This is a genomic window from Paraburkholderia sp., assembly GCF_034668105.1.
Classification (GTDB): Bacteria; Pseudomonadota; Gammaproteobacteria; order Burkholderiales; family Burkholderiaceae; genus Paraburkholderia.
In genome coordinates this window covers 1-8,554 of sequence record NZ_JAXDPY010000403.1, presented here as the reverse complement: position 1 = coordinate 8,554, position 8,554 = coordinate 1, and the positions used below count along the sequence as shown (strand labels likewise).

The 8,554-nt window shown below is 64.0% G+C and carries 8 protein-coding genes; 5 read left to right on the top strand and 3 right to left on the bottom strand.

Annotated elements, in window-relative coordinates:
- A partial coding sequence (locus QOC89_RS17990) for a hypothetical protein (protein WP_323046260.1) occupies window positions 1-205 on the bottom strand: 205 nt, incomplete at its 3' end.
- An 88-nt stretch (window positions 206-293) separates the two neighbouring features.
- Here QOC89_RS17990 and QOC89_RS17985 point away from each other — a divergent pair.
- The 3 genes from QOC89_RS17985 to QOC89_RS17975 all read left to right on the top strand — a co-directional run bounded on the left by QOC89_RS17985 (window position 294) and on the right by QOC89_RS17975 (window position 2,218).
- A complete protein-coding gene (locus QOC89_RS17985; protein WP_323046259.1) occupies window positions 294-836 on the top strand; it encodes a peroxidase-related enzyme in 543 nt (180 codons plus the stop codon).
- Window positions 837-880: 44 nt separating this feature from the next.
- On the top strand, window positions 881-1,705 hold the full coding sequence (locus QOC89_RS17980; RefSeq protein ID WP_323046258.1) for an isocitrate lyase/phosphoenolpyruvate mutase family protein: 825 nt from the start codon (window positions 881-883) through the stop codon (window positions 1,703-1,705).
- 117 nt (window positions 1,706-1,822) lie between these two features.
- Window positions 1,823-2,218 carry a RidA family protein gene (locus QOC89_RS17975; protein ID WP_323046257.1) on the top strand — a complete coding sequence of 132 codons (396 nt, stop codon included), beginning with the start codon at window positions 1,823-1,825 and terminating at the stop codon, window positions 2,216-2,218.
- A gap of 50 nt (window positions 2,219-2,268) precedes the next feature.
- On the opposite strand, the gene QOC89_RS17970 is transcribed toward QOC89_RS17975, so the two are convergent.
- Entirely contained in the window at window positions 2,269-2,937 is a 669-nt protein-coding gene (locus QOC89_RS17970) for a GntR family transcriptional regulator (protein WP_323046256.1), read from the bottom strand.
- A gap of 244 nt (window positions 2,938-3,181) precedes the next feature.
- On the opposite strand from QOC89_RS17970, the gene QOC89_RS17965 reads away from it, so the two are divergent.
- Entirely contained in the window at window positions 3,182-5,455 is a 2,274-nt protein-coding gene (locus QOC89_RS17965) for an alpha/beta hydrolase domain-containing protein (protein WP_323046255.1), read from the top strand.
- Window positions 5,456-5,465: 10 nt separating this feature from the next.
- Window positions 5,466-6,299 (top strand): hypothetical protein, encoded by an 834-nt coding sequence (locus QOC89_RS17960; protein ID WP_323046254.1) that lies wholly within the window; start codon window positions 5,466-5,468, stop codon window positions 6,297-6,299.
- Window positions 6,300-6,425: 126 nt separating this feature from the next.
- Here the strand turns inward: QOC89_RS17960 and QOC89_RS17955 are convergent.
- Window positions 6,426-8,554, bottom strand: a 2,129-nt coding sequence (locus tag QOC89_RS17955) for a putative bifunctional diguanylate cyclase/phosphodiesterase (RefSeq protein WP_323046253.1), incomplete at its 5' end; no start/stop codon positions are given.

The following is an 8,554-nucleotide window of genomic DNA, read 5'->3' as shown; positions in this document are numbered from 1 at the left end:
CGATTTCGTTTTCCAACGTGCCTTCCATCGGCGCCTTGTATCGACGTGACTTATGTCGGCACAAGGCGCCGATTTTCATTGGCGTCGAGAATTCGCGATCGACCCGCGGCGGGACCGTCGGTGGACTTTCGCGATCGTTTTCAGGACCCCGTGCAAAGGTGCCGGACCTAGACTTCTCAGCAATGCAGAAACGCAAACGCTTCATGCAGACGCTCTCAAGTCCATCCGCTTGAACGATCGACGTTCGAGGCTCAACGCTCAACGTTCAAGGCTTAACGATCAGGAGAATCACCATGTCCCGCATTGCCATTCCGACACCCGAACAAGCCCCCGACGCATCGCAGCCGGTCCTCGAAGCCGTCACCAGGGGTCTCAAGATGACACCGAACCTGTTCCGCATCATGGCGCTGAGCCCGAATGCGCTGAACGGCTGGGCGGGCCTGCAAGGCCCCTTGGCGAAGACGCTCGATGTGAAGACCCGCGACGGTATCGCGCTCGCGGTCTCTCAGGTCAACGGCTGCCAGTACTGCCTGTCGGCGCACACCTACGTCGCCAGCAACATCGCGAAGATCCCGGACGATGAAATCCGCCGCAACCGGCTGGGGCAGGCCGACGATCCACGAACCGCTGCGGCCGTGGCATTTTCCCGGACATTGATGACGACCCGTGGCAAAGTATCCGACGCCGATCTGGCAACGGTGCGCGCCGCGGGATTCAGCGATGCGAACATCGTCGAAATCATCGCATTGAGCGCACAGTACATGCTGACGAACTTCGTCAACAATGTGTTCGATACGGAAATCGACTTCCCGGTCGTGGACCTCGAAGTCAAATGACCAGCACGAGGAGCTTCGGCTCCTCATCTTTCAGGAGACAGCTCATGACCCGCACCGTCGCCGAGAAGCGCGCCGCCTTTCGTGCCATGCACACATCCGGTTGTTTCGTCCTGCCCAATCCGTGGGATGCCGGCAGCGCCCGTTATCTGCAGACGCTCGGCTTCCAGGCCGTGGCCACGACCAGCTCCGGCTTCGCGTGGTCGGTCGCTCACGCTGACAATTCATTGCCGCGCGATGCGATCCTCGCGCATCTGCGCGCTATCGTCGAGGCGACCGATCTGCCCGTCAACGCGGACTTCGAGAATGGCTTCGGCGAGGATCCGGCCGGCGTGGCTGAAAGCGTCAAGCTGGCTGTCGCAACCGGCGTTGCCGGTCTGTCGATCGAAGATTCCACCGGCGACGACCGCGGTTCGCTTTTCCCGATCGAGGTCGCCGTCGAACGGCTCCGTGCGGCACGCCGGGCGATCGACGAAAACGGCGGCGATACGCTGCTGATCGGCAGAGCGGAAAACTTCTTCGCCGGCTTGCCCGACCTTGACGACACCATCGCGCGTCTGAGGGCTTATGCCGCGGCCGGCGCCGACTGCCTGTATGCGCCGGGCATTTCGACGCGCGAGCAGATCGAGGCAGTTGTCGCCGCGGTGGCGCCCAAGCCGGTCAACCTGCTGATCGGTTCGACTTCGACGCTCACGCTGCAAGACGTGGCCGCGCTCGGCGTGCGGCGGATCAGCGTGGGCGGCGCACTGGCCCGAGCCGCGTGGGGTGGCTTCATGCAGGCAGCGCAAGGGCTGGTCAAAGGACGATTCGACGCCTTTGAAGGCGCAGCCTCCGGCTCGCAACTCAATGAAATTTTCAAGGACCGCGCGTGAGGCGCGGCATGACACCTGGCATGACACCTGGCATGACACCCGGCGTGTCACCCAACATCACACCCGGCATGAGGCCCAGGCATCGGGCCGCGCATGCCCCTTCACATGGAGATGAGCATGGCTCGTGAAATCATTCGTGTCGAACCGTTGTCGACCTGGCTGGAGAACTTCAAGGCGCCCACCTCCGCGGTGACACGCCATGACGGCACGGTCTACGTGTCGGGCTTTCCGCCGTTCGATCCCGCGACCGGCGAGATCGTCGACGCGCCGATCGAACGTCAGACCGAACTGGTGCTGGAACAGATGAAGCTCTGCCTGGAAGCGGCCGGTTCATCGCTGGCGCATGTGCTCAAGTGCAACGTCTACTGCACGTCGGTCGAGAAGTTCGCTGTCGTCAACGCGATCTATCAACGCTACTTCCCAGTCGATCCCCCGGCGCGAATCTTCGTGAACGTGCCCGCGTGGCCAGGTCATTTCGACATCGAAATCGACTGCATCGCCGCCGTCGCATAGCGCCTGCGATTCAAAGTACCAAGCCTGCTGTCACTGCGCGTCACTACTCGTCACGACTCGGCGCTGACTTGCGCGAGCGCCGCGATCAGATCTCCAAAGCGTTCGCCCTGCACCAGAATGTGACCTCTCAACGCGGCGGCGGCCGCTTCGCCGTCGCCTGCCGCCAGCGCATCGACGACGGCCTGATGTTCGTCGAAGGAGGCGGCGACGCGGCCCTTCACGCGTAACTGCAGACGCCGGTACGGACGCAGCAGCTTATGCAGCGCCTTCGCCTGGTCGTGCAGAAAGCCGTTGTGGCTGCCGTGATAGATCAGGCAGTGAAAGCGCTCGTTCAGATGGTAATACTCGTCCGGATTGCCGGCGTCCCGCGCTTTCTGACAGGCGGCGTGAGCCTCGCGCAGCGTCTCCAGTTCCTGCGCATTCATGCGCCTCGCGGCGAGCCGGCTGCACATCGCCTCGAGCTCGGCCATCACCTCGAACATCTCGATCAGCCGGTGCAGACTGATTTTCGCGACCACCGCGCCGTGCCGCGGCCGCATCTCCACCATGCCTGCGGCAGCCAACTGGAGCAGCGCTTCCCGTACCGGTGTTCGGGACACCTCGAAGCGCGCGATCAGTTCCGCTTCATCGAGCCGCGCGCCAGGCGGGAGATCGCCGGTCGCAATGGCTTCCTCGATGGATTCCCGCAGCCGGTCTGTCAGCGTGAGCTTGTTTGTCATGTTTGGACTCCGGATGGAATCGAGTTGACCATAACGAGCCTGTCGGCACCGTACGCGTAAACGATAGTTGAGAACGGTGTGAGTCGAATTATAAATACATGAGGCGGCTATAAATATAAAAATTACCCCTTACAAAATATTGACAGGGCTCCCGGACATATCCGCGGTCTTCGACCGATGACAGTCCGTCCATTCCATACGCGCGCGCACTCCTTTTCCTTGACCCGTGTTCGGAGGGCTGATCATGAAGATGCAGTTCGTAGCTGTGTCGGTGGGAGTCGGTGTAGGGATTGCGTTGATCGGCGGCTGCGGTCACGGCGACCATGACAATGGGCCGCCGCCCCCGGTGTCGCACGGTGCGGGGTTCATCAAAAGCTTCCAGATCATTTCGAGCGCACCGGCCTTCGCCGGCGCGACGCCGGCTGGCGCGGCGGGTCCCTACCAGGTGATCACCGCGCTCGTGCATGGCGAGCTCGATCCGAACAATCCGCTCAATGCGGGCATCGTGAACATCAAGAACGCGCCGGTGGGCAGCGACGGTTACGTCGCCTATACGACCGACGTCGTGATCCTGCGCCCGCAGAGCGCGTCGGCCGCGAAACGCGTGCTGTTCTACGACGTGGTGAATCGCGGCAGCAAGATCGGCGCGGCGTCTTTCGTAGGCGGCGGCGCGCTCGATACCGGCGCGGCGCCCTCGTCGAGTTTCCCGTCGCTGCTGCGTAACGGCTATACGATCCTGTGGAGCGGCTGGCAAGGCGACGTTCCGGTCACCGGCAACGCCACGACCGCCGGCGCGGGCCTGCTCGGCGCCAGCTTCCCCGTTGCGACCAACAAGGACGGCACGCCGATGACCGGCATGAGCCGCGAGGAATTCATTCCGGACTATGCGGGCGGCCCGCCCACCACGATTCCGTTGACGTACCCGCCGGCCAATCTGAACGACAAGACCTCGGTCACGTTTACCGCGCGGCAGTCGTGGCTCACTGCCTACGGCAGCATTCCTGGCGGCCTTGAAACCTATACCGCGCCGTCCCAGCCGGTGACGACGTGGAGCTACGTCAGCACGCCGAACAATGTCTACGAAGGCAATTATTCGGTGACGTTCACGCCACCCGCGTCCGTGCCGGGCCCGAACGGCGCGCAGGTTCCGCCTGACGCCGGGACCATTTACAGTTTCGTCTATCAAGCGGCGGCCCCGACCGTCGACGGCATCGGCTTCGCCGCGTTGCGCGACCTGGTGTCGTTCCTTCGCTACGATACGGCCGACGCCCAGGGCGCCCCCAATCCGCTCAACGATCTGAAGAACGCGGGATGCGTGGCGTCATCATGTTCGACCAGTACCAACTTCGATATTGCGATCGGCGAGGGCATCTCGCAATCGGGCCGTTTCATGAAGGACTTCCTGTATCAGGGCTTCAACGCGGACAAGAACGGCAAGATGGTGTTCGACGGCCTGTTCCCGATCATCTCCGCCGCGCGCCGCACCTGGACCAACGCGGCGTTCGCGCAGCCGGGGCGCTGGTCGAAGCAGCATGAAGATCACTTCATGCCGGGCTTCCAGTTTCCGTTCACTTACGCCACGATGACCGACCCCGTGAGCGGCGCCTCCGACGGTATCCTGAAGCAGTGCACGGCAACCAACACCTGCCCGAAGATCATGCAGCTCGACGGCTCGTTCGAATGGTGGGGCGGAGCGGCGTCGCTGGTGGTCACCGACGGGCGCGGCAACGACATCCCGTTACCGCCGACTGTCCGCTACTACCTGGTCGCGGGCACTCAGCACGGCGGCGGAAGCGGCGTGACAACCGGTAATTTCATCGTGCCCGCCGCGGGCAGCCAGTGCCAGTTGCCGGGCTCGCCGGTCGAGGAAACACCGGTCGAACGCGCGTTGATTCCGGCTCTCGTCAACTGGGTCGGCAAGGGCACGCCGCCGCCCGCGTCACAGTACCCGACGGTCGCCTCCGGCAATCTGGTCGCGCCGACCCAGGCGGCGCTGGGCTTCCCCTCGCTGACCAACGTGACGGTGCCGAGTGGACCGGCCGCGACGCCCACGCCGCTGCAACTGACTTTCAACGGCGAATACAACCAGCTGTTCGTGACCGACTATAGCAACGCGGTGCCGGTGGTGAACACGGCGCAGGCCTACACCATTCTCGTGCCGAAGGTGGATGCCAACGGCAACGAGACGACCGGCGTACTGGTGCCCGACGTCAGCGCGCCGCTCGCCACCTATACCGGCTGGAATTATCGTGGCGCGGGGCATGCGATCGGCGACGGCTGCATTTCCAACGGCGGCGCGATTCCGTTCGCGGTGAATACCGCCGCGCAGGCCGGCGGCACCGATTCACGCGCTACGCTGGCGACGCTCTACAACGGCAGCCGCTCGAAGTATCAGGCGGCGGTTGCGGCCGCGGCGAACGCACTCGTGAGTCAGGGTTATCTGCTGCAGGACGATGCCAATAACGTGTTCATCGCGAACGCGGCCGGTGTGTCGGCGACGTTGCTGCCGCAACCTTGAGAGACCCAGCGTGCCGAGGCCGAACGCCGTGATGCAGAAAGCAGGGCGATGCACCGCCGCCGGGTGCGCTGCCCTGCTGATTGCCGCCTGCGGCGGCGGGGGCGGCGGTGATGGTGGTTCGGGCACGTCGGGTGCCGGCGCCGCTCCGGCCGCCCCGGCGAATGTTTCGGTGTACCCGAATAGCTTGACGCTCGGTAGCGTCAATGCGGTTTCGCTGTCGCTCAGCGCCGCGACAACGACCACCAATGCGATGCTGACCAGTCCGGTCGTCGCGCCGCTGCTGACGGCCGGCGACAATCCGCTCGTTTCCACGCATCTGGCGGCTGGCGTGCCAGGTGCCGGCACGGCATGCGTGTCGGCGGTGACGGACGGTATCGGCACCGTGGCCGGGGTCAATGCCGGCGTCAACATCAAGAGTGTGGCCGTGCTGCTGGACGATACCTGGAGCGTGTCGGCCACACCGTCTGCGAACTGGATGGCACTGGGGGCCGGGGGCGCCGTGTTCGACGGCTGGGAAAACTGCGGCGCGAAAGCCGAAGGCGCGCCGTCGCCTTCATCGAAGTTGACGGTCAACGCGGATGGCAGTTTCTCCGACAACGTATTCGACGGCAATCCTTCCACTACCGTCACGACGATCAACCAGAGCTTTACCGCGGCACAGGCGGCCTCGTTATTGTCGGACGCCGGCTATCTCGACAGCAGTCAGCCGGCTGATCCGCAGACTATCCGGCTGAAGCTCTATCACAACGCCGCACAGCAAACCGTGCTGGTCGAACAGGGCATTCCGGCGAGTGGCGCGACGGCTCGGAACCCCGGTTTCATTGCGATCTACTTCCCGCGTTGAGCGGTTCTTTCGCCGCGTCGAAACCGATCAGAGCGTGCTGCAGGCCGCACATGCTGCCCGAACCGAGTCGCCAGCGTTCCGCTCGCGCCGTGAAGTGCAGAGGGCAGGGTACACGGAACACGGTGGCTAGTGCAGCGCTTGCGTCGCGGTGCCATCGTGCGAGGGCGGCATGATTCGCGGCCCGATCAGCGCAAGAATTGCGGGGTCCTTGATGAAATCGGCAGCCGAGGTTGCCGCGAGAATCACATCCGGCGACTGAGGACGGGCGATGACAAAGCCCTGCACGTAATCGACCCGCATCGCCTGCAGGATCTCGAGTGTTTGCGCGTCTTCAACCCACTCCGCGATGCTTTGCATACCCAGGTTGCGCGCCAGCCCGATGATGGCTTCGACGATCGCGGCGTTCGCCGAAAGCTCCTGCATGTCCCGCACGAAGCCGCCGTCGATTTTCAATGCATCGGCGGGCAGGTCTCTCAGGTACGGGAACGACGTGTAGCCGGCGCCGAAGTCATCGAGCGCGACCTTGGCGCCAAGGCGCTGCAGGTTGTCGACGAGGCGCCGGGTGTTGTTGAGATCGTGCAGCGCCACGCCTTCCGTGATTTCCACGCATAACATCGGCACCGCGCTGCGGTACCGCAGGAACAACTCGCCGAGCTCCGTGACGAAGTGTTCGTCGTTCAACGACGCGCCGCTCACGTTGATGGAAATGAAGCGCGTGTGCGAGAGCTTCGCGCGATGTTGCTCGATCCAGGCCAAGGTGGTTTCCATCACCCATTTATCCAGCGCGGAAATCGTGCCGTTGGCCTCCGCGGCCGCGATCGCCCTGGACGGCGGGATGATGGTGCCGTCAGGCGCGCGCATACGCAGCAGCACCTCGAAATCGAGCGCGTCGTACGGGGTTTTCAGCGACATGATCGGCTGCATTTCGAGGAACAGCCCGGCCAGCGGTAACTCGCCGTTAAAGCGTTCGATGAGATCCAGATCGCGCGCGCGTTCGACGAACATGGCGGCATCGCGCGTATAGACGACCACCCGCCCGCTGCCGTTCAGTTTGGCTTCCCGGCAGGCGGCGTCGGCGGTGGAGATCGCATCTTCGGCGCTGAGCCCCGGCGGCGCCTCGATCAAGCCAAGCGACGCGCGAACGTGAAACGCGCGCCGGCCGATCCGGTAGGGCTCGCAGTCGATGACATCGATGATCGTCTGCGCAATCGACTCGGCCTGCCCGAGCGAAGACTCGCGAAACAGAATCACGAATTCGTCGCCGCCGATGCGGCATACGCGGTCGTTCGGGCCCATTTGCGATTCGATGCGCAGACAGACCTGCTTCAATACCTCGTCGCCAATGTGATGGCCGAACAGATCGTTGATCAGCTTGAAGCGGTCGAGATCCAGGTAACCGATGATCAGCGAGCCCGCCGGCTCTCCCGCCGTGCTTTCCGTGCGGCCGATCTGTTTGTCGATACCACGCCGGTTCAACGCGCCGGTCAGCGGATCGTGATCCGCCAGAAAGCTCAACGTGCCGATCGCCTGATGCCGCTCGGTGACGTCCTGGATCGAGCCTTCCAGTTGCGCGCCTGCGTAGGCGGCCCTGACCAGATAGTGGCGCCGTTTGTCGCCACCGGATCTGGGCGCGGTGACCACGCCTTCATAGGCGGGCAGGCCGGCGCCAGGCGCGCTCGCGACGTCTGCGACGACGGCGCTGCCGTGGCGCGACAACTCGACCTCGGCCGAGTCGTTGTTCAGGGCACGGTTATAGATCGGTTGCCAGCTGTCGGCGGCGAAATAGTCGTCCCAGTGCCGGCCTGCCGCGCCGCCTTTCATCTCGAGCATGGTTTCGAGTGCCGAGTTCCAGCGCACGAAGCTGCCGTCCGAGGCCAGCGTGAAAAGACCGACCGGCGTGGTTTCATAAGCGTGGCGCAGTTCGGCCTGCACGCGCAGTCGCTCGGCCCGTTCGGCGCGGATCTGCTCGGCGATCGCAAGCGCCGCCATCAGACTGGATACCAGCGCCGCGGTGACGCTATTGAATGCCGGAAAGAACACGTGCGTCTTGAAGACGGCGCTGGCGACCTCGGACAGGCTCGCGAGCAGCGCGACGGCGAGAGCCGCGCTGTACCAGAGCGCGGTTCTCGACGGCGCGACCGTGAGGATGCGGGTGAGCATGAATACCAGCACCGCGATCGCGAAACTGGCGATGCCCCACATCACGGGGAGATAAACCGGCACAGGCAGCAGTATCGACGCCAGCAGCAGGACCG